The organism is Pseudomonas sp. NCIMB 10586 (assembly GCF_023127895.1).
In the GTDB taxonomy this organism is placed as follows: domain Bacteria; phylum Pseudomonadota; class Gammaproteobacteria; order Pseudomonadales; family Pseudomonadaceae; genus Aquipseudomonas; species Aquipseudomonas synxantha_A.
The window spans coordinates 22858-48453 of sequence record NZ_SPKQ01000010.1 but is presented as its reverse complement, the minus strand read 5'-3'; the positions used below and the strand labels follow the sequence as shown (position 1 = coordinate 48453).

The following is a 25596-nucleotide window of genomic DNA, read 5'->3' as shown; positions in this document are numbered from 1 at the left end:
CTAATGTGGGTGACAACGACCGTCCCCCGGTAAGCCCGCTCGATCGCTAGTACGCGACAGCCCTGACCACTGCATTGAAGCGCTCGACCATTTGCCCCAGTTCCCCTTCGCTGGTGATAAACGGCGGTGCGAACAGCACATGATTGCCTTGTGTGCCTTGCACTGTGCCGCTGCCGGGATAAATCAGCAGGCCGCGTTGCAGCGCCTCTTGCTTGAGGGCCGCGGCATAGGCGCCGCCGCCTCTGAATGGCGCCTTGGTGGAACGGCTCTCGACAAACTCGACGCCCACGAACAATCCGCGCCCGCGCACATCGCCAACGATATCCAGGTCAGCCAGGCTTTCCCTGAGCCAAGTGCGCAGTTGCTCACCTCGTTGGCGCACTTGCGTCAGCAGGTCTTCTTCGACGATGACTTGCTGTACCTCCAGGGCAATGGCGCAGGCCAGCGGGTGGTTGACATGGGTTTGGCCGTTGCCCAGTACACCCGAGCCACGGGCCATCACCGAATGCACCCGGTCACTGATCAACAGCGCCGAGATCGGCATGTAACCCGCCGCCAGGCCTTTGCCGACCGCGACCATGTCGGGCACGATGCCGTCGTCGGTATAGGCGAACAGCTGCCCGGTACGCCCCATGCCGGCCATCACCTCATCAAGGACCAGCAGCACATCGTGGCGCTCGCACACCGCCTTGATCTTGCGAAAATAACCGGGCACCGCAGGCACCGCGCCGTTGGTGGAGCCCACTACGGTCTCGGCAAAGAACGCCGCGACGTTCTCACTGCCCAGGCTACGAATCTTGGCGTCCAGTTCATCGGCCAGGCGCGTGGCGTACTGCTCCTGGCTTTCGTCGGGCCGTTGATCACGGTAGGCGTAGCAGGGGGAGACGAACTCGGCGGGTGCAAATAGTCGACCGAATACCGACTGGCGCTGCGGGTTGCCGGAGATGCTCAAGGTGCCCAGTGTGCTGCCGTGATAGCTCTGTTGGCGGGAAATGAACACTGATTTGTCGGGCAAGCCGCGCTCGCACTGGTACTGGTAAGCGATTTTCATCGCCAGCTCCATCACCTCCGAGCCGCCGGACAAGAACTGCGCACGCGCCAGGCCGCCACTGGCTGCCACCAGGCGCTCAGCGAGCTCCTCGGCGGCAGCGGTGGTGAAGCTGCCCGCATGGGCCCAGGCCAGTTTCTTCGCTTCGCGCTCGAATGCCGCGGCGATCCGCGGGTGCCCATGGCCCAGGCTCGACACTGCGACACCGCCGCAGGTGTCGAGGTAGCGTTTGCCCGTTGCATCCTCAAGCCAAACCCCACTCCCGCCGACCGCCAGGATCGGTGAGCTGTTGAGGTTCTTGTAGATCACTTTTGACATGGGCGCAGTTCCTCAGGCAATGGGCGTTACCGTTTACTCACAGCGTGATCCCAGGCTGTCGGCGCCTGGTGAAAGCGCCGGCCGAAACGGGAAGAGTGAAACACCGAACGCGTCAGCCCGATGGGCAGCAACACGACGATAAACATCAGAAACGCAAGAAATCTCAGCACGGTAAAAGCTCCATTGAGTTAAAGGTAAGGATCAATCCAGCGGGATCTCGCTGCGCCAGTCCACAGCCTCGACGAAGGCCGGTTGGCCGGGGCGTTCCAGCACGTAACGGCCCAAAACCAGTACGTCCATTTCGGTGCGCATGAAGCAGGCGTACGCTTCCTCGGGTTTGCACACGATGGGCTCACCGCGCACGTTGAACGAGGTATTGACCAGCACCGAGCACCCCGTGCGTTCCTTGAAACTGCGCAGCAGGTAGGTGAACGGTGCGTTGTTTTCCTCGGTCACCGTTTGCACCCGTGCCGACAGGTCGACGTGGGTCACCGCCGGCAATTGCGAGCGAATATTGTTGATACTGCCCAGCCCGCGCTCCGGGCCGCCTTCTTGCCGCGACTGCTGGGATTTGATCGAGTCGGTGACCGGCGCGACCATCAGCATGTAAGGGCTTTTTTCGCAGATATCGAAATAGTTGCCGGCGTCCTCGGCCAGCACGGCCGGGGCAAACGGGCGGAACGACTCGCGGTATTTGATCTTCAGGTTCATGGTGCGCTGCATCTCGGGGTTGCGTGCATCGCCGAGAATCGAACGCGCGCCCAAGGCTCGTGGGCCAAACTCCATGCGCCCCTGGAACCAGCCCACCACCGCGCCCTCGGCCAAGCGACTGGCAACCTGGTCATACAGCCCGGCGTCGTCATAGCGGGTGAAGGGGTAGTGGTTTTCCAGCAGGAAGCGGGCGATTTCTTCGTCGCCAAAGCCCGGCCCCAGCAGGCTGCCGCTCATGGCATCAGACTTGCCACCTTCCAGGTGCGGACGACCGCTGTGCTTGACGGCAAAGTCCAACGCCGCCCCCAGGGCGCAACCGGCATCACCGGCCGCCGGCTGGATCCAGATCGAATCAAAGCGCCCCGAGCGGCTGAGCACGCCGTTGGCCACGCAGTTCAAGGCTACGCCACCGGCCAGGCACAGATTGCGCTCGCCGGTCTGCTTGACCGCGGCAGTGGCCAGGCCCAGCACCACTTCCTCGGTGACTTTTTGAATCGACGCGGCCAGGTCGCACTCACGCTGTGAGATCGGGCTTTCGGGTTGACGGATCGGCCCACCGAACAACTCTTCAAACGCTTCGCCGACCATGCGCTCACCGCGCAGGTACTCGAAGTACTTCATGTTCAGGGTGAACGAGCCGTCCTCGCGGATATTGATCAGCTCGTCGCGAATCTTGTCGGCGTAGATCGGCTGGCCATAGGGCGCCAGGCCCATCAGCTTGTATTCCCCTGAGTCGACCTTGAACCCGCAATAGTAGGTCATGGCCGAATACAGCAAACCCACCGAATGGGGGTAGGAAATCGAGTTTTTCAGTTCAAGATTGGTGCCCTGGCCGTGCCAGATCGTGGTCGAATGCCATTCGCCGATGCCGTCGATGCACAACACCGCCGCGTTCTTGAACGGTGACGGGTAAAACGCCGCCGCCGCGTGGGAGCGGTGATGCTGGGAGGCCTGGGTGCGCGGCGCCTTGCCCCGGCCCAGGATTTCGAGTTGCTCGTCGACGAACTTGAGCACGTTCCACTTCCAGCGAATCCATTCCGGCATCGCATTGATGAACGTACGTGCGCCGCCGATGCCGCCGCTGGCAAACGACGAAATCACCCGGGAGAATTTTTCCTGGGGGTCTTCGTAATAAACCACCGCCTCCAGGTCATCCAGGCTGATGCCCTCGGCGTCCAGGCAATAGGCAATCGCCTGGGCCGGGAACGCCGGGTCGTGGCGCACGCGGGTGAAGCGCTCTTCCTGGGCAGCAGCGACGGGCACGCCGTCCTTGACCAGGGCGGCAGCACTGTCGTGGTAGAAGGCAGAAATCCCTAAAACATAATTAGCCATTTAACTGTGCATCCTCATCACATTCCGCCAATCCATGGAGTCGCCTGCGCCAATCGAACTGCTGGCGTGTAGGCAACCTTCTCTGCGTATCAAGACCACCATTGCGCGAATGGCAGGCTTCGTAGAACCGGGATCAAGGACACCACGAGCACCAGGCTCATGGTGATATTGAACGCCTTCAAACGTTGTGGCTGGGTCAGGAAGCGCCGCAGGTACTGCCCGAAAAACACCCAGACCATCGAACACGGTGAACCGAATACAAAAAACAACAGCGCAATCAGAAACACCTGCACCGTGTACGAGCCCAAGGGCGAGGTGTAGGCCAGCACTGCGCCCACCGCCATCACCCAGGCTTTCGGGTTGACCCACTGGAACAGCGCCGCAGCGGTGAACCCCAAAGGCTTGCCTGATTGGTCACCCAGATCGGTGGTGGGGGCACTGGCAATCTGATACGCCAGGAACAACAGGTACAACGCGCCGACCACCTGCAAGCCGTCATGCAACCACGGGTACTGGCGGAACACCGCCCCGGCCCCCAACCCGACCGCCACCAGCATCAGCGGAAAGCCGATGTTGATACCGGCCACATGGCGCAAGGTACGGCCGATGCCGAAATTGGCCCCGGACGACATCAACATCACGTTGTTCGGGCCTGGCGTGACACAGGTGGCAATCACGAACAGCACGATCGAGTAGTAATCCAGTGCCTGCATGGTCATGCCCTGCTCAACGGTAATCTTCCAGCGTGCCCTGTCGACGAACGTCCACGGACACACAATGGAAACCGCCGCTCAGACTGCGCGCGTGGCGCATCTTCAGCGGTGCCACATCGATGCCGTGTTTTTCCAGTGCGCGAATCAGCGGCACTTGCTGGTCATTGATCACCGCCAGCGACGGGTTGACCATGATGAAGTTCATGCCCTGCCAGATAGAGGCACGCGGGTACGACCAGCAGTAACCGGTGTCCACCATGTCGGGGGCCCAGATGATGTCCCAGTGCTTGAACACTTCGGGCACCTGATCCTTGCCGATGCGTTCGGGGTTCAACACCACCAGCCCTGGACGCACCAGGGTGATGGTGGTGTCCAGGTGCGTACCGTCGTAGAACCCGCTGAGGGCGTGCACGCGATATTGGTCGCCGAGCACGCGCTTGAGCCACTCGTAGCCCATGCGGTTACCGCTGCGCGACACCAGGTAAAGAATGTCGCGGCCCATGCGCAGCACGTTGGCGGCATCGAAAATCGGCTCATCGTTGGCGATGATCGAGCCCTCGCGCGGGTTGACCCGGTAGGTACTGTCGGGCAGTTCCGGCTTGGGCGCGGAAATCCAGTTGGCGCCGCTGGCGAAGTACGCCTGCAGGTGTTCGCGGTAGGCAAAAGGTTCGAAGTAACGGCTGCGCAAGGCCATCGGCGCTTCAATGATGGTTTTGCCGATCGGCAGCAGAACGTCCCTTGGGCAGTAGTTGTATTCGCCGTCGGTCTTCCAGTCGCCGGTGCCGAACAGTGCCGCGTGATAAGTCTCTTTGGGCCGGCGCACGGTCACCCCATGGCCGACCAGGAAGGCGGCAAAGGCGTCCAGGTCTTCCTGTGCTTCTTCAACCAGTTGTTCGGGGTAAGGCCCTGACGGAATCTCATTGGGCGAGTCGTGGTGCTCGCTGTAGTCGATGGCGAACAGGCCCTTGTCCGGCCGCGGCACGCGAGCGCCATGGGCAATACCCACGATCATTTCCTCGAGGGGGTCCCATTCGTTATGCACTTCTACCAAAGACATAATTGCTCCTCGTGGCGTTATTGTTCGTGGGTTTGCAGCAATACCTGCCGCGTGATCGGCAAGTGATGCAGATAGCCTTTTGAAGCCGCTGTGCGGGTTGGGCGCGGGAGTACATGGTCGGCCGATGAGAGGCGCAAGCGACGCAACATCGAGGCCCATTTGCCTGGCATCGGCGCCAGGGACTCATAGCCCACGCGCACGCGCTGCCATTGCGCGGCGACCTGCTCGGCACTGGTCAACGCACGCATGTACGCATCGATCGCATCGGCAGCCCAGGCCGAATGTCCGGTGGACACGTTATCAATGGTGTTGTGCAGGTCGACGAACGCCGTGCTGAACCCGTAGTGCCGTAAAAAGCGCCGCGCCGAACGATAGCTGCCGCCCACGCCGGACAGCTCCATCGCCAGGTTCATGCCGAGCACTTCGGGCATGAACGTCATCGGCAGTTTGCCCAGGCACAGCCAATACACGGGCAGGCGGAAGGAGTCTTCCTCCAGGCGCGGGTCTTCGGCGAATTCACGGCTACCGGTGGGGGCCAGTTCGAAATCCATGTCACGCAGGCCATCGCGATAAATTTTCGGATGATTGAGCGCCTCGATGCCGTTGCCCAATTCATCCCAATAGGTCTGGAACAGGGTGTAGCCCACGTGGGAAGACGCCAGCCCCAGGTCGGTAAAGCCTTGCAGCCACGCACCGTCGATCAGCGTCAGCGGCGCCAGTTGCAGGGTCGACTCGATGATTTCTTCACGGCTGGGCATTTGCGCCGGGTCGCTGTCATCGAACTGTTGGCCGTTCTGGTCATGCTTGTCCAGCAACCAGGCGCGCAGCACATTGGGGCCCCACTGGTCGGGCAATTGGCGCTCGGACGTCTTCAGCGACTGGCGCGAACGCTCAAGCCAACGGCTCACATAGGCATGGGCAAACTGGCGGGTGGCCGGCTGCAGCGCACGCCCCTGCAAGACAAAATAGGCTTCGCGCAGGCTCTTGGGCCAGTGTCCGGTGTCGACAGGGCTGGCTGAGTCAGGGCGGGGCACCGTGGCGGCGCTGTCGACTGGCTGGCGTGGCAGTTGCGGCGTGGCGCCAGCCTGGGGCAACCAGTCGATCCACTGGCGAATCACGCTCAAGTCTGCCTCGCTGAAGATGCGGAACATGCGCCCGGTCGGCGCCACCAGGCTGGTGACCAGCAGGCTTTTTTTCGAGTTGCCCGGCACGATCAAACGGCTGCGCGACAGCACATCCAGCAGGGGCAACGGGTCGCGCTGCGCTTCTTCGATCCACAGCGCCAGGCTGCGCCCTTCAATCAGGTAATTCTGGTGATACACCGCGCCCACCCGCGCCAGACGCTGCATCAAATGCGCCATGGCCTGTTGGGGCGAAGTGGCCGTCAGCGAGGCGTTATACAGCCGCGCATTCCAGCGTTGCAGCGCGCCGAACAGCCAGTTGGCGCCGCGTAGCAGACGGGCCTGGCGCTCTTCGCCCTGCTCGATGATGCGGTGCGCGACCCATTGGCTGATATGGCGCAACGAAGCCGGTTCCAGGCCGGGGAATGACGCGCTCAGATCCAGCCGGCCGAGTTCCAGCGCCAGCCCTTCAAGCTGGCCCATGGCTGCCCAGCCCGGGCAAAGCCCGACGGCGCGCAAGGCCCAATCGACACCGCAGAGTTCATCACCGTAGGCATCGCTGCGCCGGCTGAGGGCAAGCAACAGCGCGGGCAGTTCGAACGCGTCGTCATGCAGGTCCGGCAGAGTCGCCAATTGCGCCGGCGCCAAGGCGTAGGTGGTCAGCTGTAGCTGGCCCAACAACGCGTTGAAGTGATGGCCGCGGGAGGCGTTCGGGTAGCCGACGCCGATGTCATGGGCAAACAGTTGCATCAGGCGCAGCTGCGCGGGGTCTTCAAATACCCCGGGTGCGCTCAGGCCCTGCAGCCAGCAGCCGAGCACCGAGGCCATCGGTGCCGAATAAACCGCCAATGCCTGGGCAAAAGCGCGAGCGTTGTGCTGTTCGACGGCAGCGGTGGCGGCGCCGGCATACGCCGACGCCTGTTCCGACTGCCACGCATCGATCCGCTGTGACAGCAGCGGCAACTGCACCGGCTCGACGTCTTTGCCCAGCAGGGTGTCGAGGTACTCCGTATCCAGGAAACATTCAGGCTCCAGCGCCAAACGATAGAGTTCGCGCCACCTGTCGTCTGCGGGGATGCGTGTTGGAATCGAGCCATCCATAGCCATTACCTTCCAGTGCCGCGTCAGAACATCGGATAAATGGAGGAGTCAGGTTTCTTCTTCTTTTTTCCAAACAGGCGCTGGAAAAACTTCTTGATGGATTTCATGTGCAAGTCCTTTTAGCGGGTGACATCGAGAATAAGTTTTGAAACCAGGTCGTTGCCGGCATCGGTGAAATGGATGCGGTCGACGAACTGCCAGTCTTGCGGGCCCAGTGCCTCGGCCAGCAATGGCGTGATGTCGACAAACTCCACCCCCATGGCCCGCGCCCCGTCGCGCAAGCGCTGGGCGTAGGCTTCGCGCACCGAGGTTTGCAGGATGTCGCCATACACCTCGGTGAAATTACCGAGTTGGTCGAGTTCGGCAAACAGTTGCTCTTCCTCATGGCTGCCGGTCTCGCGGACCCAGCCGGCGAGCGGTTGCAGGATGAACGTCAGCTTCGCACCCATGTCGGTGGCCAGGGCGCGCCAGATATCCAGGTGCTGCAAGGTCAGGTTGGCGGCGTAGTCGATCTGTTCCTGCATCGACGGCGGCGTGGGTTGCTCGGGCTCCTGAGGCTTGCCGAACAGATTCGACAGGCTCCAGTTGCTGGCGGTCGGCTGCTGTGGCGTCAAGGCATCGAAAAACTGATGGCAGTTGAAAAACGCGCCGTGCTCGCCCCGATAGGCGTGAGGCTGACGTGCCAGGCCAAGGTTGTTGAAACCGGAGAACAGCACGATTTCATCCACCTTGGGCAGGTGGTGCCGGTTGAGGGTGAACAGCACCAGCTCTTGGGTAGAGTTGAAGCTGCGGCCGCCGAAATTGACCCAGCGCTGGCCACGGGGATCGTTCTTCGTGAGGCGCGAAGCAAGGGTCCAGCTGTCGGCGCTGGCGCCAATGCCGAACACGGTGGAGCTGCCCGCCAACAGGCGTACCGGGCCATTACCCTTGATACCGTCGACCACCGAATAGCGGGTACCCAATGACTCGGAGTAGCGAAAGCCGGATGAATCGGTATTGACCACGGGGGAAGCATGGTCAGTGGGGTGGAAGTACATCAAATAGGGCAGCCATCGAACTTCACCGGCATCGGTGAATTTCTGTTCGTACTCGGCCATCTGCGGTGTGAGCGTCGTCCTTGTCGTCATAGCGCTTGATCCATTTGGTATTCGCTGGGCAGATTCAAACACCTGGTTGGTTTGTCAGGTGCTTGCTTTGTAGGGCATTTCTGAAAATTTGGTGCGTACGGTGCTGCTTTACTATTTTGTAACTACATTTGTACCAACCTTGTCCAAGGTCTCGTGCACTGTTATGGGACCTATCATCCCAAGGCCACGACGTGTATTGCAGATACAGCAGAACTCAATCTTTTGAATACAGATTGGGGTTTCATGCTGAAAATTTTTCAAAAAAAGGCCAATCTGTAACTTCTTAAGCGACAGATCAGAAGCTACAGTCGGGCCTATGACTCTATACCTGAACCTCGCCGAATTCATCAGCAGCCGCATCGAGCAGGGCCTGTACGGGCCCGGTGAGCGGTTGCCATCTGTACGCACCCTCAGCCATGAGCACGGCGTCAGCCTGACGACCGTGCAACAGGCCTACCGTGTATTGGAATGTTCGGGGTTGGCGGTATCGCGTCCCAAGTCGGGCTATTTCGTGCCGTCGGACCGGCGCGTGGCACCTTTGCCACAGATGGGCCGACCCATCCTGCGGCCGGTGGACATTTCCCAATGGGACATGGTCCAGGAACTGATACGCCTCGATCAAGGCGCCGGTATCGTGCAACTGGGGTGCGGTATGCCGGACATCAGCGTGCCGACCCTCAAGCCGCTGCTGACCGCCATGGCCCGTATCAGCCGGCGCAGCGACAACACCAGCCTGCAATACAGCCACATCCAGGGTGTATTGGCCTTGCGCGAACAGATCGCCCGGCTGTCCATCGATGCGGGTGTTCGCCTGACCCCGGCCGACCTGATTGTCACCAGTGGCTGTCAGGAGGCCCTGTCTACCGCAATCCGCGCGATTTGCGCGCCCGGCGATATCGTGGCGATCGCCTCGCCGAGCTATTACGGGATGATGCAGATCCTCAAGGCGGCCGGTCTCAAGGCGCTGGAGATCCCCAGCGACCCCGTGACCGGCATCAACCTGGAAGCCCTTGAGATGGCCCTGGAGCAGTGGCCGATCAAGGTCATCCAATTGACCGCCAACTGTAACAACCCCATGGGCTACATCATGCCCGACGAGCGCAAGCTCAAGCTGATCCGCATGGCCCAACGCTTTGACGTGCCGATCATCGAAGACGATATCTACGGTGATCTGTCGCATCGCTATCCGCGGCCACGCTCGCTCAAGTCCTTCGATGAAGACAACCGCGTGGTGTTGTGCAGTTCGTTTTCCAAGACCGTGGCCCCTGGCCTGCGCGTCGGCTGGATCGCTCCGGGGCGTTACCTGCCCCAGGTGCTGCATATGAAGTTCATCGGCTCTGGCGCCACCGTCACCCAACCGCAATTGGCCGTGGCCGAATTTATCGCCAAGGGTAATTACCAGTTGCACCTGCGGCGTATGCGCAAGCAATACAAGCGCAACGGCGATCTGATGAGTGAGTGGGTCAACCGCTATTTCCCGGTGGGGACCCGCGTCAGCCAGCCTCAGGGCGGCTTTACGCTGTGGGTCGAATTGCCCGGTGAGTTCGATACCTACGCCCTCAACCGACTGTTGGAAGCGCAGGATGTGCAGGTGGCCAACGGCAATATTTTCTCGGCAGCGGGAAAATACCGTAATTGCATCCGGCTGAACTTCGCCAACCCACCCACCCGCAAGGTCGAGATGGCCGTGCAAAAGGTCGGGCAAACCGTTGGCCAGTTGATACAGATGGAGCTGGACAACCCCCTCACCGCGCAACAATGGCAGCCTCAGCCCTCTGCGTTTTGATCGGTTGCGTGCTCACTTGGCGGCATTTGTTCTCAAGGATCACAAGATTTAGGCTGTAGCCCTCTTTGACAAGAAGGAAAGCAGCGATGACCTGGTCTGCCAAGCAGTACACCCTGTTCGAACAACAGCGCACTCGCCCGGTCCGTGACCTGGTGGCGGCGATTCCCGAAACCGACGTGCGCACTGCCGTCGACTTGGGCTGCGGGCCGGGCAACTCTACAGCGGTACTGGCCGAGCGCTTTCCCCAAGCGCGAGTCACCGGCATGGACAGCTCCGACGACATGCTGGCCGACGCCCGCGAGCGCTTGCCGGCGTTGGGCTTTGAACTGGCAGATATCGGCGCCTGGAATCCAGCACAAAAATTCGATGTAATTCTGGCCAATGCCTCACTGCAATGGCTGCCCGACCATGACGTGCTATACCCGCACTTGATCAACCAACTGAACCCTGGCGGTACGCTGGCGGTGCAAACCCCGGACAATCTCGACGAGCCTGCCCACCGGTTGGCCCGCGAAGTGGCGGCCGACGGCCCATGGTCGGCGAAGATCGGCGCGGTCAAACACAATGAGCGGCACACCGCGAGTTACTACTACGAATTGCTGAGTAAGCACTGCAGTACGGTGGATGTGTGGCGCACCACCTATCAGCACCCGTTGGCAGATCATGCGGCGGTGGTGGAGTGGTTCAAAGCGTCGGCATTGCGGCCCTTTCTTGCGCCGTTGACCGACGATGAAAAGGCCGCCTTCCTGCAGCAATACCAGGCGCGAATTGCCCAGGCTTATCCAGCCCTGGCCGATGGCACTGTGTTGCTGCCCTTTCCGCGCCTGTTCATCATCGCGACACGCTAACGTGATCGGCGTAAGTGGCGGTCACGCGGCCGCCGTTTGCGTCTGCAAGTATTCCTGCGCCGACATGACGCCCGCATAGCCAAATGCCAAGGATGCCATGTACGCCCCATGCACCTGCGCCGCTGGAATCACCTGGCCGTTGAATTCCTGATCGCGAGTAGCGCAAGCGTCATGGATCACCGTGACCTTATAGCCCAGGTCCGCCGCCGCCCGCACCACGGCGTCCACACACATATGACTCATGCTGCCGACCACCACCAGATCGGTGATGCTGCGCTGCTCCAGCAACTCGCGCAGATTGGTTTGGCGAAACGCATTCACAAAATGCTTGAGCACTACCGGTTCATCACCCTCGTTCAACACCTTGTCGTGCAAGCGGGCGCCGTCGGAGCCGGGCGTGAAGAACGGCGCGTCGTCGCCTTCAAACTCATGGCGTACGTGAATCACCGCATCGCCTGCCTGTCGAAATGCCTGTAGCACCTGCGCCGCCTTGTCCGCCGCGGCTTCTACGCCGTCAAGCGGCCACTTGCCCTGAGGGAAGTAGTCGTTCTGGATATCGATTAGGATGAGCGCTTGCTTGGCCATGTATGTTGCCTCCTGATGGGTTGATGGGCCCAGTATCTTAGCTGGCGCCGAGGTTGAGAATTGGCCGCACCGACAATAACAGGGGGAAAACTGACAATGGCAGTGGAACGCGCGACGCTCGAACTGGGTGTATTGATCTATCAGGGCGCGCAACTGGCCGCCGTGCATGGCCTGACCGACCTGTTCGGGGTCGCCAATCGCATCGCCGCCGAGTACCAATCTGCGCAACTGCCGCTGCTGCGGGTCAGCCACTGGCAGGTAGACGCCCACGGCACGCCTGCGCGCGTGTTCGACAGCCACCCAGCGCCGGCCCAATCGATGATGGCTCTGCTGGTACCGCCGTCGATTGGCGAGTTCACCGAAGACCAGGCGCCGCCCGTACTGCTGGAGTGGATCCGCCAGCAGCATGCTGCCGGCACGGTGCTTGGCGGTGTGTGCATTGGCTCGATCATGTTGGCGCGTAGCGGTCTGTTGGATGGGCGTAGCGCCACCGCTCACTGGTCGTCCTCGGAGTCCTTCGCGGCCCGTTACCCGGCAGTGCGCCTGGAAGCGGATAAGCCCATCGTCGATGACGGCGACCTGATCACCACCGCCGGGCTGATGGCTTGGTCCGAACTGGGCCTGCGCCTGGTCGACCGGCTGATGGGGCCCAGTGTCGCCGCCGACACTGCGCGTTTTCTGGTGATCGAACACAGCGACAGTGCCCGCCAGTGCGGAAGCAACTTTGCGCCGATCCTCAGGCATGGCGACAGTGCGATCCTGAAGGTCCAGCATTGGCTGCAAGCCAGTGGCGCAGTGGATGTTTCGGTGGCGGCGATGGCGCAGGCGGCAAACCTGGAAGAGCGCACGTTTTTGCGCCGTTTTCGCAGTGCGACGGGGCTTAAACCCACCGAGTACTGCCAGCATCTGCGGGTCGGCAAGGCGCGGCAGATGCTGGAGTTCACCAACGGCACGATCGACCACATCGCCTGGACCGTGGGTTATCAGGACCCCAGCGCTTTTCGTGCACTCTTCAAGAAGATTACTGGCTTGACCCCCAGCGACTACCGCACCCGGTTTGGCGTTTGAATCGTGCAGAACGCAGGGGGGTTGGGGCATCGTCGTGCAGAATAGAGCAGGCTAACTGCCATCGCTTTTAGTGCAACTCATTGATTTGATAAACATCCCTCACAAAGCCGCGTTGGCCTGATCCCTGCAACTTTCCCACCACACACATGGCGGGATAGCCAAGGGGGACGCATGACCCCGACAAATCGCAACAAATTGGTGGTCGCACACTCGACGCGCGAAGGTGCGCCATTGCATGAGGTTGAAACCAACCGCGCATTGGCCCGCTGGCTGGCGCAGATATTGGGGCTCAAGTTTGGTGGCAGTTACGACCCCCAGATGCACGCCGGTCGCGAGCTGTACCTGCTACCCACGCAAACTCTGGTCGGTCCCGCCCTGGCGTTGAAGCTTGACGTCAGAGGGCCGGAAGATTTGTGGGGGGGCTATGTCGATCACGATTTCATTTGTACCAAAGCGATCAGCCACGGCCTGTTGAGCCCTGAAGCAAAGGCACCTGAAGGTTGGTCGCCGATCTTCTGCGAGCGCGTACGCGACGTTGTGTTGGATGGCTTGAGTGTGTTCGCCCTGGAAGGCGCCAAGCCCGCCGCCGCGCGCTTGCTCTATAGTGGCCCGATCCGTATGAAACCGGTGCACGCCTGTGCTGGACGGGGCCAGGAAGTTATCCACAGTCTCGATGAGTTCGACGCGATAGTGGCGCGTCCTGACGCCGCAAAGTTGTTCAGCGCCGGCGTGGTGCTGGAACAAGACCTGCACGACGTGGTTACCCACAGCGTGGGCCAGAGCTTTATCGGTGAGCACGTATTCAGCTATTGCGGCGAGCAATACCTGACCCGGGACGGGCAGGGCGAGGAGGTCTACGGCGGCTCCAATTTGCTTGTCGTGCCCGGCTACTATGAAGACTTGCTGCAATTGGCCCTGCCTGACGATGTGCGGCAAGCCATCGAGCAAGCCCGGGTTTTCGATAATGCTGCCGACGAAGCCTACCCGGGGTTCTACGCCTCGCGGCGCAATTACGACATCGCCCAGGGCCTGGACAGTAACGGCCAGCGCCGTAGCGGCGTGCTCGAACAGTCCTGGCGCATGGGCGGGGCCAGCAGCGCGGAAGTCGCGGCGCTGCAGAGTTTTATCAACAACCCGAGCCTCAAGGCCATCCGCGTGTCCTCGGTGGAAACCTACGTGGATCAAGCGCTGCCGGCGGATGCCATTGAGGTGTACCGAGGCCCGGCCGAAAACAGCGACTTTCTTCTCAAGTATGTGACGGTTCAATCTTATGACGGCTAGAAGCGAGAGCATCAGTATCGATGTAGATGATGAACAGATGAGTGGGACATTCCTCAGCCCCAAGTCCAAAGTGCCCGGCGTATTGTTTGTGCACGGTTGGGGCGGCAGCCAGGAGCGCGACCTGGAACGCGCCAAAGGCATCGCGGGGCTGGGTTGTGTATGCCTGACCTTCGACCTGCGGGGGCACGCCGGCACCGGCATTCCCTTATCGCGCGTCACCCGCGAAGACAATCTGCGCGACCTGCTGGCCGCCTACGACCGGCTGCTGTCCCACCCGGCCATCGACACCTCGGCAGTGGCGGTGGTGGGCACCAGCTATGGCGGATACCTGGCGGCAATTCTCACTTCGTTGCGCCCCGTGCGTTGGCTGGCGCTGCGGGTGCCCGCGCTGTACCGCGACCAGGAATGGCTCAAGCCCAAGCGCGAGCTGGATAAAGCCGACCTGATGGATTACCGCGGCACCTTGGTGCGTGCCGAAACCAATCGTGCCCTGCACGCCTGCGCGCAATTTACCGGTGATGTGCTGATTGTCGAATCGGAAACCGACGACCATGTGCCCCATGCCACCATCATGAGTTATCGCGCGGCGTGCCAGCAGACTCATTCCCTGACCCACCGCATCATCGACGGCGCGGACCATGCCTTGAGCGACCCGGTGTCGCAACAGGCCTATACCTCGATCCTGGTGGACTGGATTACCGAAATGGTAGTGGGTGAGCGGTTGAGCATTATCCAATCCCGATAGACGTTAAGCGGGTGTCTTCTTCACCCGCAACGCCTTGGCTTTGGCCTCCACCCCCAGGTACATCACCAACGCAATCAGCAATGGGCAAATAAAGTAGATTGCCCGATACGCGATCAACCCGGCCAGCAGACTCCCGCGCGACGCCTCATGCTGCAACAACCCGATAAACACTGCCTCCAACACCCCAAGCCCGGCGGGTATATGGGTGACCACACCGGCAATCGCGCTGATCAGCAACACGCCCAATACCAGCGGGTAATCGAGTTTGGCGGGCAGCAAGGTAAAAATAACCGCTGCCATGAGTGACCAGTTCAAGGCGCCCAGGGCCAGTTGCAGGCAGGCCATGCGCAGCGACGGCAAATTGATCTCGATGCCGCGGATCGACCACGCACGTTTTTTCGAAAACCGGCACGCCGCCAGGTAACCCAGGCTCGCGATCACCAGCAACACGCCCACACCTTGCAGAGCGCCGGTGCTGAGCTTCCAACCCGGTGGCAGGGTGACCAGCCCGCTGCTGAACACTACCCCGGCCAAGGCCATATAGCCGAACCAATTGGTGGCCAGGCTCAGGCCGAGGATCTTGGCGATATTGCTGGTGCTTACCCCCAATCGCGAATACAGCCGGTAACGCATGGCGATGCCGCCGACCCAGGCGCTCAGATTGAGGTTGAACGCATAACTGATAATGCCCACCGGCAGGATCTGCTTCCAGCGCAGGGGCTGGCGAATGTAGGTCCGGCCGATCAGATCGAAGCAGGCGTACACGATAAAACTGCACAGCGTCAGGGCGCCGGCGATCAGCAATGTGCTGACTTTGAAGTCGCTCAACGTCTGCAGCACTTCGCTCCAGTCGATGCGCCGGGCAAGCAGGGTGAAGAGCACGATCAGCAGCAGGAAGAACGCAATGGTCAGGGGCTTCTTCCAGCGCTGGAACCGTGAGCCGTTTTTCTCAGACGTCATGGGCCGGACTCTCAATGGGTTTCAAACGCGGCTTGTGTGCCGGCAACCAACTCGCCAGCGCGGGAAAGTGGCGCATGACATGGAACACCAGAAACCCCACGGTCAGGCGCCACAACCACAGGCGCGGCTTGCGCTTGGCCGGCATGGTCTGGCAATGGTCTCGTGCCAGGGCTTCCAGGCTCTGGTACAGCTGCTGGTTGAAGGCGCGGTCACGAATCAGCACGTTGGCTTCCAGGTTCAGCGCCAGGCTCAGCGGGTCGAGGTTACTTGAGCCCACGGTGCTCCATTCGTCGTCCACCAGCGCCACTTTGCCGTGCAACGGGCGTTGGCAGTACTCGTGAATCACCACGCCATCCTTGAGCAGATAGTCGTAGAGCATGCGCGCCGCCAGCTTGGCCAGCAGCACGTCGGGCTGGCCTTGCATGATCAACTGCACCTGCACGCCCCGGCGCGCTGCGTTACGAATCTCGCGCAGCAAGCGATAGCCGGGGAAGAAATAGGCATTGGCAATTACCACCCGCTGCCGGGCCTGGCTCAAGGCGTGGATATAGGCTTCTTCGATGTCGTCGCGATGCTGGATATTGTCGCGATAAATCAGGCGCACCATCCCGTCGCCGTGCTCGTCTGCCCATGGCGAAGGCCGTTGCTGGCGTCGGCGCCAACCTCTACGGGCGCGCACCTGGCGGCCACTTTGGGCGAGGGCGAAATGGTGCAAGTCGGCCACTGCCGGGCCGATGATCTGTACCGCGTAATCCTGCTTGGCTTCGGGGCCGAAGTCCCCCAGGTGATCAGCGGAAAAATTGATCCCGCCGATAAACGCCACGCTAGCGTCCACCACCACGATCTTGCGGTGCAGGCGACGAAACCAGTTGGTGCGAATGCCGAGGGTTTTGGATGCCGGGTCAAACATCTGCACGATCACGCCGGCTTCAGCCAGTGCGCGCAGAAAGGCCGGGCTCAGTTCGCCGCAGCCGAAACCGTCAAGGCTGACCACCACCTTGACCCCGCGTTGCGCGGCTTCGATGAGAATGCCTTGCAGCTCATGACCGACCTTGTCTTCAAAGAGGATGAAGGTCTCCAGCAGGATTTCCCGCTGGGCGTCGCGCATGGCCTCGAACACCGCGGGAAAATAGGCCTCGCCATTTTCCAGCAATTGCACACGATTGCCGCTCTGCCAGCCGTAGTCCAGGTCGCGGGCCTTGCTGTCATCCGGCGGCTGGTCGGTGGCGATATGTTCTACCGCAATGCTCATAACTCAATCTCCACCGACAGGGGCACATGGTCTGACAGGTGCGACCACGGCCGCGTGGTGAGCACGCGCGGGTTGTGGATGGTCAGGTTGCGCACATAGATGCGATCCAGCGGCAGTAACGGCAGGCGTGCCGGGAACGTACGCGCAGGCTTGCCGTGGGCGTGGATGAACACCTCCTGCAGGCCGCTTTGACTCAGGTCGGCCTTTTGCCGCCAGTCATTGAAATCGCCGGCGACCACCAGGGGCGCATCCGCCGGGATCTGGCCAATACGCTGCTCAAGCAAGCGCAGTTGCTGTTGGCGATGTACCTCGCGCAAGCCCAGGTGGATGCAGATGGCATGCACCTCGCGTTCGCCGCCCGGCAGGCGCAGTACGCAATGCAGCAGGCCGCGGTTCTCATGGCCGCTTTGGGAGATGTCGAGGTTGTCGTAACGAATGATCTGGAATTTTGACAGCAGCGCGTTGCCATGGTCGCCATGGGGGTAGACCGCATTGCGACCATAGGCAAACTGCGGCCAGATGCTGTCGGCGAGAAATTCGTACTGCGGCATCTTCGGCCAGTCGCTATAGCGCTGGGGATGGCGCTCGTGGGTGCCGTGGATCTCTTGCAGGAACACCATATCGGCACCGACGCTGCGCACCGCTTCGCGCAGTTCGGGCAGGATGAAGCGTCGATTCAGGGCGGTGAAGCCTTTATGGATATTCACCGTCAGCACGGTAAAACGCGTGATGGCGGTGGTGGGGGGCACGGGGATCAGCTCGGGGTGAGTCATGGCAACACTCCCGGTTCCGGCAACTGCCCGGGTGCCGTGAGCAGGTGCTTGTCCAGCCCGAAGCGCTGTAACAACTGGCGCGCATCGAAAGGCGCGCGCACCTTGATGTCATTGTCGAAAAAGCAGAACACGTCACGCTGTTTGCGCACGCGGGGTTTGCGTTGCGGGGCGACAAGGTGCGCATCCGCCGGTTGTTTGCCGTGCGCCCAGCGCTCGATACGGTCACCCCAGCGTTTGAGCGCTTCATCGGTATAGCCACTGGCGTAGAGCTGCTTGTCGCCGTGTAATCGCAGGTACATGAAGTTGGCGGTGACGTCTTCGATATAGGGCCACTTGCCGGCGGTGTCAGCCACTACGAGGGCAACACCGTACTTGTCCAGCAGCTGCACAAACTCCGGTACCGCAAAGCTCATGTGGCGAATTTCCACGGCATGGCGCAAGGGTTTTTTGCCATAGGCTTTCATGCTTGCCTTGCCGTTCAGGCGCGGCTCGTGCTGGCGGGCGAGGGCGGCGGCCTGTTGGGTGTTGGTGGGTAAATCGGCCAGGAAGGCTTCGAACAGTGCGGCGTCGAATTTGAAGCTGGGCGGGAACTGCCAAAGGATTGGACCGAGTTTTTCTTTGAGCTCCAGCACCCCGGAGGCGAAGAAATTGGCCACGGGCTTGTGCACCTCGCGCAAGCGCAGGATATGCGTGACATAGCGTGGCGCCTTGACGCTGAACATGAATCCCTCAGGCGTATCGGCGTACCACTGCGCATAGCGCTTGGGGGTTTGCAGCGCATAGAAAGAACCGTTGATTTCAATGCTGCTCACGGCGCGTGACGCAAACTGCAACTCGCGTTTCTGGGTCAGCCCGTCGGGGTAGAAGTCCCCGCGCCAGGGCGTGTAGCGCCAGCCGGAAATGCCGATATGAATCGCCGCCATGGTTGCTCCTGTGGAGGTGGGGTGCGTTATGGGATGACTGCGATATTTGGCGGAAAGTTTCCACGTTCCTACAGACGGTACGGGGTGCGAAATGTGGGAGGGGACTTGCCCCCGATAGCGGTGCATCAGTCATGAAGTTGCTGACTGACAGCCTGCTATCGGGAGCAAGCCCCCTCCCGCAATTTGAATCACATGCCCGCAAACACAGGGAACGATCAAGGCTCAAACCCGTCAGTTCCTTACAGACCCTTCTGAAGGAGCCCGCTGTTTTGCTGAATTTAAAGACTGCATTACTGCTAGGGGCGCTGCTGTTCTGCGGCAGCGGCGCATTGCAAGCTGCTGCCACCGCGCCTGAGTCCGACGCGGCGGCCAAGCCCGAGTTGCTGGTGGAGGGCGGCCTGCTCGGGGCCATCAGTTCCAGCATTGATGATGTGCAACAGAAGCTCGATCTGAACCAGAACTTTATCGACGAGTGGCGCCTGCGGGCCGACCGGGCCGCGAATGAAGTCGGGCGGCTGGTCGACCAGACCGCCGCACGCTCGCCGTGGAGTGTGGCAGGGGATTTCCTGCTGTTATCCGCCGTTTGGGTGGGTGCTTTTGCGCTGCTGACGTTACTGGGGCGCTTTATCGTGCGGCGCTTGAGCCTGCGCGCCTTTTTTCGCCGTCGGGCCCGCTTGCTGGGCGTGCTGGGGTATGTGGTGCCTTACACCATCCCTGCGGTTATCTGCCTGCCATTGACGCTGTATGTCAGCCATTTTCTCGCCTCTTCCGTAGGACGGGCACTGGCGCTGTGTTTTGCCTACGCCACCAGTAGCGGCATCTTTTCCACCTCCATGCTGCTGTGCGTGATCGTCATGTTCAATGTCGGCCACAAGCGCCCGGCGGTGCAGATCATTCGCGACTATTGCCCCAAACCGCTGTTCCTGATCGGCTTTCTTGCCGCCCTCAGCGACGCGCTCACCAGCCCGCAGATCGCCCGGCAGCTGGGCGGCAACATCACCAGCAGCGTTGCGGTGTTTACCGGGCTGTTCGCGACAGTGATCTTCGGTGTGCTGGTGGTTCGCCTGCGTCGCCCGGTGGCGCATTTGATTCGTAACCGGCCGTTGGCGCAGCGCCTTAAGCATCCGGCGTTGCAGCAATCGCTGCGGGTATTTTCCGGGCTGTGGTATTGGCCGATCCTGTTGATGGTACTGGTCTCGGCGATCAACTTGATCGGTGCCGGCGACGATAATCAAAAGGCCCTGCGCTGCGCCTTGTTGACCACCATCCTGCTGATCGGCACGGTATTTCTCAGCACGGTGCTGCAACACTTGTTCAAGTCGCGCAGCCAAGTGGCGATACAGCGCAGCAGTGCCTACAAGGAGCGCTTTCTCAGCCTGTTGCACGCGATATTGCGCATTGTGATGGCCATCGCTTTTATCGAGATACTGGGGCGTATCTGGGGCGTGTCGCTGTTCGAGTTTGCCCAGCGCAACTCAGTGGGCCGTGCGATCAGCGATTCGCTCAGCAGTATCGGCCTGATCCTGCTGATGACGTGGCTGTTCTGGGTGGTGCTCGATACGGCGATTCAGGAAGCGCTCAAGCCCCCGGTGAACAAACGTTCCAGCCGCCAGCCCAGTACGCGGGTCAAAACCATCCTGCCGCTGCTGCGTAATGCGGTGAAAATCATTCTGGTGGTTATCTGTGCGATCACCACTATGGCCAATCTGGGTATCAACGTCGCGCCGTTACTCGCGGGTGCGGGGGTGGTCGGCCTGGCGATTGGTTTTGGCTCCCAGCAGTTGGTGCAGGACGTGATCACCGGCCTGTTCATCATCATCGAAGACACGCTCTCCATCGGCGACTGGGTGGTGCTCGATTCCGGCCACGCCGGTACCGTCGAGGGCTTGACCATCCGCACCCTTCGCCTGCGCGACGGCAAGGGCTTTGTGCATTCGGTACCGTTCGGGCAGATCAAGGCGGTCACCAACCAGTCGCGCCAATTCGCCTATGCGTTCTTCTCGGTGCAGTTCACCTACGACACCGACGTGGACAAGGCCGTGGAGCTGATCCGTGAAGCAGGCCAGTCGATTCGTGACGACGTGTTCCTCAAGTACAACCTGCAAGGGCCACTGGAAGTGTTCGGCGTGGACAAGATGGACCTCAATGGCGTGGTGCTCACGGCGCAATTCCGCACAGTATCGGGTGGGCAATATGCGGTGAGTCGAGCGTTCAATCAGCGCTTGAAAAAGCTTGTGGATAACTGTGACGAGGTGCATTTTGCGCAGACTTATCCACAGCAGGTGTTGTTGCCCAAGCGTGTGGCGCAGGAGGATGAGCCAGAGGCCGAGCAAGCCAGGCCGCAATGATGAGAGTGGCTGTTCCGGCCCCATCGGGAGCAAGCCCCCTCCCACATTTTGATGTGTGAACACATTCAAATGTGGGAGGGGGCTTGCTCCCGATGAGGGCCTAAAGGTCAGCGCCTGATCAACTTCTCCTGCACTGCCTGCTGATCCATCTCCAGCAACACCTGCTGCTTGCCGGCGACCATCACCGCCGCCGGCAGCCCATCGCGATATACAATCCGATTACCGCTCACCGCCGGCACTTTGGCCCCCGGTAGCAGCGTGCCCACAAGGTTCAATGGATCCGCCCCGCACACCGCGATCAAGCTCCCGTCATGTGCCCGCCGCCGCACCTCGCGCAGCAAGGGTATCGCCTCCGGCAACGCAAACTGTTCGCCCGCCAACCCACTGACAAACCGCCCGCCACGAATCTCCCCGCGTGCCTCCAGCCGATGGAAGGTGCGCAGCAATTCACGCCAGCTCGGCAACCAATCCGCCTCGCGTTCCAGCAAGCGCCAGAACACCACGCCGTAACGGCGCAGCAGGGTCATCGCCACATGCTCCAGGGTCTCGGCCGAATGTGGGCCGGCAGCGCTGGCTGAACGGCGAACCAAGGCCCAGCGACCGGCATCATCCATGCCGCCGACAAACGCTCCGCGCCCACGCCGACTGCTGCGGGCCTGGCGTTTGCTGGCGGGCGTGGTCAGGGCGCGCAGCCCGGCGAAGCTGTCGGCATTCACCAGGCCGGCGCCTACCAGTTCCTGCAAGGCTGTCTCCAGCTCGCTGCACAGCAGGTGGGCCTCGTGCACCAGTTCATCAAAAAACAAGGCGCCGTGTTCGCGCAGGGCCGAGTGGACTTTCTGCGCCTTGGGCGACAGCGTGGTGCTGTCGGTGGGCTCGGTCAGCCCGCTCCACAACGCTACCTGGCTACGGGGGAGCAAAACCACCGGGGTGCTGCGCAACGCCATGGCGCCGGCCTTGTTGCTTAAGCGCGTCCATACCAGCTTGCCGCTGCGGCACAGGTCATCGAGCCAGGTCGATGAATAATCCTTGATGCGCGCGCTGAGCAGGTCAGTGTCCCAGGCCGACGTGGCGGCGGCATAACCTTCGAGTTGGCTGACTATCTGCGGCAATACGGCGCTGCCCTGGCCACGGGTGCTGTCGGACAGGTGCTGCCAATCGAACAGAAAGCGCATGAAATCCTGCAATGCCACCGGCTCGATCTCTCGGCGCAGGCGCTTGACCGTGTAGCGATGAATGCGTGCCAGCAAGTGACGTTCGCACCATTGTTCCTGCGTGGCACCGGGGCTGAAGTGCCCGCGCAGCACGTAGCCTTCCTGCTCCAGGCGCGACAGGGCCTGAGTGATTGCCGCCACGGGCAGCGCCAGGGGGGCAGCGATTTCGACCAAGTTCAACGGGCCAAAACCACTGAGGCGCGCACGCAGTACTTCTAACAGCGCGTCATCAAACTCCCAGGGCTCGTCGAACCCGGGCAGCAGTGGCAAATCGTTAGGGTAGAGCGCCTGCAAGCAACTCAAGCGCTCAACGGCGACCCACATGCCGTTGTGCAACTGACAGGCTCGCCCGGCCTTGGCCAAGGCGTGCAGCCATGCGGCCCATTGCGGCGCAACTTCAGGGGCTGCGATGCACGCCAGGCTCATCAGCGCTTCATGCATTTCATCTACGCCATCGGGCGCGGGCCAGGCTTCTTCGCGAACGCCGGCGATAGCCTCGGCATCCAGTGCGCCCAGGTCATCGGTGCTCTGCGGGTCGCTCCAGCGTCGGTTGAGCACGGCCTGGGTGCGGCGCTCTTCCAGCGGGGCGTCGTCGAGAAAGGTGTAGGGCTTGGCGCTGAGAATTTCCGCAGCCATGGGCGAAGGGGCGGGCAGGTCGCGGCTGATCAATCGGACTTCCCCGCGTTCCATGCGCCGCAGCAGTGCCAGCCAGGCTTCACTGTCCATGGCTTCATGCAAGCAATCGTCGAGGGTTTGTTCCACCAGTGGGTGATGGGGGATTTCGCGCTCGCCGGCGAGGTTTTCCAGGCAGGCGATCTGGTCCGGAAAGACGCTGGCGATCAGGTCTTCGCTCTTCATGCGCTGGATCTGCGGCGCCACCTTGCGCCCACCGGTGTAGCGCGGCAACGCCAGGGCCACGCCGGCATTCCAGCGCCAGCGCACGCCGAACAGCGGCGCATCCAGCACGGCCTGGATCAGGAGGTGTTCAGCACTGTTGCTGTTGAGGTAACGCCACACCTCATCCAAGGCAAAACTGTGGCTGGTGGACAGTGACAGCACGATGGCGTTTTCGCTGGCCGCCGCTTGCAGCTCGAAGTTGAAGGTGCGGCAGAAGCGCTTGCGCAACGCCAGGCCCCAGGCGCGGTTGATGCGGCTGCCAAACGGCGTGTGGATGATCAACTGGGTGCCGCCGGACGCGTCGAAAAACCGCTCCATGATCAACGTGTCCCGGGAGGGCAGGGCGCTCAGGGCCTGGCGCGATCGGGCCAGGTAATCCAGCAGTTGTTCGGCGCTGGCGCGATGCAGGCCCAGGGTGCCGGTTAGCCAGTCGAGGGCCGGTTGCAGGTCGCCGGGCGTGGCACCCAGCAAGCTGTCGATTTGCCCTTGCAAGCGCGCCACCGCCACCGACAACTCGTTGCTGCGCCCGGGTGCTTCGCCCAGCCAGAACGGGATGGTCGGCGGTTGGCCATGGGCATCCTCGACACGCACCTTGCCCGCTTCGACCCGCAGGATGCGGTAAGAGGTATTGCCGAGTTGGAAGATGTCGCCGGCGATGCTTTCCACCGCGAAGTCTTCGTTGACGCTGCCGATGTTCAGGCTCTGAGGCTCCAGCAACACGCTGTAGTCGGCGTTGTCCGGGATGGTGCCACCGCTGGTGACGGCGGTGAGCCTGGCACCGCGGCGGCCGCGCAGGGTGTGGGTCACGGCGTCACGGTGCAGGTAGGCGCTGCGGATACCCTGGCGGCCGTTGTAGCCCTCGCTGAGCATCTGCAACAGGGCCTGGTAGTGGCGCTCATCCAGCTCGGCGTAAGGCGCAGCGCGGCGAACAAGCGCCAGCAGCGCCTGTTCCGGCCATTCACGGGCGCTGACTTCGGCAATGATCTGCTGGGCCAGCACGTCCAGCGGCGCCACTGGAATATGCAAGGTATCCAGCTCGCCACGGCGTACGCAGTCGAGCAACGCGGCGCATTCGATCAAGTCGTCACGGGTGGTGGCAAACAAGCGCCCTTTGGGCGTACCGCCGACCTGGTGCCCGGAGCGGCCGACGCGTTGCAAAAAGCCATTGATCGAGCCGGGTGAGCCGATCTGGCAGACCAGGTCCACCTCGCCAATATCGATGCCCAGCTCCAGGGACGCGGTGGCGATCAGCACTTGCAGTTCGCCGGCCTTGAGCCGTTGCTCGGCGTCCAGGCGCAGTTCCTTGGCCAGGCTGCCATGGTGGGCGGCCACGGCGGTCTTGCCCAGCCGCTCGCTCAGATGCCGGGCCAGGCGTTCGGCCAGGCGCCGGGTGTTGACGAAAATCAGCGTGGTGCGGTGTTCGCGGGCCAATTGCGCGAGGCGGTCGTAGACCAGGGCCCACACATCGTTGGCCATCACCGCCGAGAGCGGCACTGGCGGCACTTCGATATCCAGGTCCCGTGGGCGCGCATGGCCGATGTCGACGATGGCACACTCACGGTCGGTGCCGACTAAAAACCGCGAGACCGCTTCGATGGGTTTTTGCGTGGCTGACAGGCCGATACGGGTCAATGGCTCGGCGCACAGCGCTTGCAGGCGCTCCAGGCTCAAGGCCAGGTGGCTGCCGCGCTTGCCGGCGGCGATGGCATGGATCTCATCGACGATCACCGTGCGCGTGCTGGCGAGCATGTGTCGGCCGGAATCCGAACCCAGCAGCACATACAGAGATTCGGGCGTGGTCACCAGGATATGCGGCGCGCGCTTGCGAATCTGTGCGCGGTCTTTTTGCGGGGTGTCGCCGGTGCGCACGGCGGTGCGGATCACCAGCGGCGGCAGGCCGAGCTTTTCAAGTTGCTCGGTAATGCCGGCCAGCGGGTTCTGCAGGTTGATCTGGATGTCGTTGGACAGCGCCTTGAGCGGTGACACATACACCACCAGGGTCTCGTCCGGCAGTTGCCCGCCGTTGGCCAGGCCTTGGTGGACCAAATCGTCGAGCACCGCCAAAAAGGCCGTCAAGGTCTTGCCCGAGCCGGTGGGCGCGGCGATCAGCGTTGACCGCCGCTGGCGGATCAGCGGCCACGCCTGGGCCTGGGCGCCGGTCACCGAGGGGAAGGTGCTGCAAAACCAGGCACTGACGGCGGGGTGAAAACCGTCCAGTGCGCTGGCCGTTGATTCGGGAAGGTTCATGAAGTGATTGATGCCACCTGCTCCAACAAGTTGCAAACACGTACTTTATCCGTGACGGTTGCGCTACAAACCCGCAAAATGCAACGATTCTGGCAACTACCTACGGCAAGGCGCACACGCCTGTCGATAATAACCATCGTTCCA

19 protein-coding genes are annotated in these 25596 nt (G+C 61.7%); 6 read left to right on the top strand and 13 right to left on the bottom strand.

Features of this window, described 5'->3' with window-relative positions:
- Positions 1 to 46 precede the first annotated feature (46 nt).
- From E4P01_RS05460 to E4P01_RS05430, 7 genes are all read right to left on the bottom strand, one after another.
- Positions 47 to 1366 (bottom strand): aspartate aminotransferase family protein, encoded by a 1320-nt coding sequence (locus tag E4P01_RS05460; protein WP_078822461.1) that lies wholly within the window; start codon positions 1364 to 1366, stop codon positions 47 to 49.
- A gap of 26 nt (positions 1367 to 1392) precedes the next feature.
- Positions 1393 to 1536: a hypothetical protein gene (locus E4P01_RS05455; RefSeq protein ID WP_005791897.1), complete on the bottom strand. Its 144-nt coding sequence runs from the start codon at positions 1534 to 1536 to the stop codon at positions 1393 to 1395.
- Between the two features lie 31 nt (positions 1537 to 1567).
- Complete coding sequence (locus E4P01_RS05450) at positions 1568 to 3409, bottom strand: carbamoyltransferase (protein WP_005791895.1); 1842 nt, start codon at positions 3407 to 3409, stop codon at positions 1568 to 1570.
- An 89-nt stretch (positions 3410 to 3498) separates the two neighbouring features.
- Positions 3499 to 4122 (bottom strand): LysE family translocator, encoded by a 624-nt coding sequence (locus E4P01_RS05445; protein ID WP_032881200.1) that lies wholly within the window; start codon positions 4120 to 4122, stop codon positions 3499 to 3501.
- A gap of 13 nt (positions 4123 to 4135) precedes the next feature.
- Positions 4136 to 5179 carry an inosamine-phosphate amidinotransferase 1 gene (locus E4P01_RS05440; RefSeq protein ID WP_216090379.1) on the bottom strand — a complete coding sequence of 348 codons (1044 nt, stop codon included), beginning with the start codon at positions 5177 to 5179 and terminating at the stop codon, positions 4136 to 4138.
- A gap of 17 nt (positions 5180 to 5196) precedes the next feature.
- Positions 5197 to 7401: an iron-containing redox enzyme family protein gene (locus E4P01_RS05435; protein ID WP_216090378.1), complete on the bottom strand. Its 2205-nt coding sequence runs from the start codon at positions 7399 to 7401 to the stop codon at positions 5197 to 5199.
- A gap of 119 nt (positions 7402 to 7520) precedes the next feature.
- On the bottom strand, positions 7521 to 8528 hold the full coding sequence (locus E4P01_RS05430; RefSeq protein ID WP_005791889.1) for an SGNH/GDSL hydrolase family protein: 1008 nt from the start codon (positions 8526 to 8528) through the stop codon (positions 7521 to 7523).
- 316 nt (positions 8529 to 8844) lie between these two features.
- Here E4P01_RS05430 and E4P01_RS05425 point away from each other — a divergent pair, with 316 nt between their 5' ends.
- Both E4P01_RS05425 and tam read left to right on the top strand, forming a co-directional pair.
- Complete coding sequence (locus tag E4P01_RS05425; RefSeq protein WP_148853977.1) at positions 8845 to 10314, top strand: PLP-dependent aminotransferase family protein; 1470 nt, start codon at positions 8845 to 8847, stop codon at positions 10312 to 10314.
- A gap of 86 nt (positions 10315 to 10400) precedes the next feature.
- Entirely contained in the window at positions 10401 to 11162 is a 762-nt protein-coding gene (tam, locus tag E4P01_RS05420) for a trans-aconitate 2-methyltransferase (RefSeq protein ID WP_216090377.1), read from the top strand.
- 21 nt (positions 11163 to 11183) lie between these two features.
- Here the strand turns inward: tam and E4P01_RS05415 are convergent, their stop codons facing one another.
- Positions 11184 to 11747 carry a cysteine hydrolase family protein gene (locus E4P01_RS05415; RefSeq protein ID WP_078822456.1) on the bottom strand — a complete coding sequence of 188 codons (564 nt, stop codon included), beginning with the start codon at positions 11745 to 11747 and terminating at the stop codon, positions 11184 to 11186.
- 96 nt (positions 11748 to 11843) lie between these two features.
- On the opposite strand from E4P01_RS05415, the gene E4P01_RS05410 reads away from it, so the two are divergent.
- The 3 genes from E4P01_RS05410 (at position 11844) to E4P01_RS05400 (ending at position 14841) form a co-directional block, all read left to right on the top strand.
- Complete coding sequence (locus tag E4P01_RS05410; protein WP_078822455.1) at positions 11844 to 12815, top strand: GlxA family transcriptional regulator; 972 nt, start codon at positions 11844 to 11846, stop codon at positions 12813 to 12815.
- Between the two features lie 171 nt (positions 12816 to 12986).
- On the top strand, positions 12987 to 14096 hold the full coding sequence (locus E4P01_RS05405) for a DUF3182 family protein (protein ID WP_216090376.1): 1110 nt from the start codon (positions 12987 to 12989) through the stop codon (positions 14094 to 14096).
- A complete protein-coding gene (locus tag E4P01_RS05400) occupies positions 14086 to 14841 on the top strand; it encodes an alpha/beta fold hydrolase (RefSeq protein ID WP_032879226.1) in 756 nt (251 codons plus the stop codon). Before E4P01_RS05405 ends, E4P01_RS05400 begins: the two co-directional genes overlap by 11 nt.
- A 3-nt stretch (positions 14842 to 14844) precedes the next feature.
- Here the strand turns inward: E4P01_RS05400 and E4P01_RS05395 are convergent, their stop codons facing one another.
- The 4 genes from E4P01_RS05395 to E4P01_RS05380 are packed head-to-tail and all read right to left on the bottom strand — an operon-like array spanning position 14845 to position 18749.
- The gene (locus E4P01_RS05395) at positions 14845 to 15801 is read right to left on the bottom strand and encodes a lysylphosphatidylglycerol synthase domain-containing protein (RefSeq protein WP_005791882.1); all 957 of its coding nucleotides are present in this window, start codon (positions 15799 to 15801) and stop codon (positions 14845 to 14847) included.
- Positions 15791 to 17053: a cardiolipin synthase ClsB gene (clsB, locus tag E4P01_RS05390; protein WP_032879228.1), complete on the bottom strand. Its 1263-nt coding sequence runs from the start codon at positions 17051 to 17053 to the stop codon at positions 15791 to 15793. The genes E4P01_RS05395 and clsB overlap by 11 nt, the downstream gene beginning before the upstream one ends.
- Complete coding sequence (locus tag E4P01_RS05385) at positions 17050 to 17826, bottom strand: endonuclease/exonuclease/phosphatase family protein (RefSeq protein ID WP_032879229.1); 777 nt, start codon at positions 17824 to 17826, stop codon at positions 17050 to 17052. The genes clsB and E4P01_RS05385 overlap by 4 nt, the downstream gene beginning before the upstream one ends.
- A complete protein-coding gene (locus tag E4P01_RS05380; RefSeq protein ID WP_216090375.1) occupies positions 17823 to 18749 on the bottom strand; it encodes a DUF72 domain-containing protein in 927 nt (308 codons plus the stop codon). Before E4P01_RS05380 ends, E4P01_RS05385 begins: the two co-directional genes overlap by 4 nt.
- A 269-nt stretch (positions 18750 to 19018) precedes the next feature.
- On the opposite strand from E4P01_RS05380, the gene E4P01_RS05375 reads away from it, so the two are divergent.
- Positions 19019 to 21097 carry a mechanosensitive ion channel family protein gene (locus E4P01_RS05375; RefSeq protein ID WP_032879232.1) on the top strand — a complete coding sequence of 693 codons (2079 nt, stop codon included), beginning with the start codon at positions 19019 to 19021 and terminating at the stop codon, positions 21095 to 21097.
- A gap of 107 nt (positions 21098 to 21204) precedes the next feature.
- Here the strand turns inward: E4P01_RS05375 and E4P01_RS05370 are convergent, their stop codons facing one another.
- Entirely contained in the window at positions 21205 to 25452 is a 4248-nt protein-coding gene (locus E4P01_RS05370; protein ID WP_216090374.1) for a DEAD/DEAH box helicase, read from the bottom strand.
- Positions 25453 to 25596 lie beyond the last annotated feature (144 nt).